The organism is Clostridium sp. CS001, from assembly GCF_020443565.1.
Classification (GTDB): domain Bacteria; phylum Bacillota; class Clostridia; order Clostridiales; family Clostridiaceae; genus Clostridium_AD.
In genome coordinates this window covers 1-586 of record NZ_JAIZZN010000089.1, presented here as the reverse complement: position 1 = coordinate 586, position 586 = coordinate 1, and the positions used below count along the sequence as shown (strand labels likewise).

Genomic DNA, 586 nt, shown 5'->3' with positions numbered 1-586 from the left:
TTAAAGAATATGAATTGACAAAACAAGAGATTTTAAACTTTGAAGGACAAATTGAAGATATAAGGGAACTTCAGAGTATTATTGTTGAGAGACCTAAATATAAGTGTTTAAACAGAAAAAAGAAAAAATTAACTTATGAAATTATAGATAAGATAAATGGGTATATTGAAGAAAACCAACAAAAACGTAATGCCGGTAGGCATAAGCAGCAAAAGAAAAAAATTGATATATATGAAGCGTTAAGGGAAGAAGATTACGATATAAGTTATCCAACTGTTAGTAACTATATAAATAAATTTCTTAGAAATGGAGCTGAAGCATTTATAAAATCAGAATATACCCTTGGAGACATTTGTGAATTTGATTGGGGGGAAGTTAAGTTAACTATTAATAATGTTGATAGAAAGGTTCAAATGGCTGTATTTACATCTGCAAAAGGTAATTATAGATATGCACAGCTATTTTCCAAACAAAATTCAGAATGTTTCCAAGAATCACATGCTTTATTTTTTGAACATATAGGACAAGTATATAGAACAATTGTTTACGATAATATGAAAGTTGCAGTAAAGAAATTTGTAGGGCC

Annotated in this window: 1 pseudogene; it reads left to right on the top strand. The window is 28.3% G+C overall.

What is annotated here, in order from left to right:
* A pseudogene (locus LGK97_RS19675) lies at positions 1-586 on the top strand (IS21 family transposase); the annotation flags it as partial.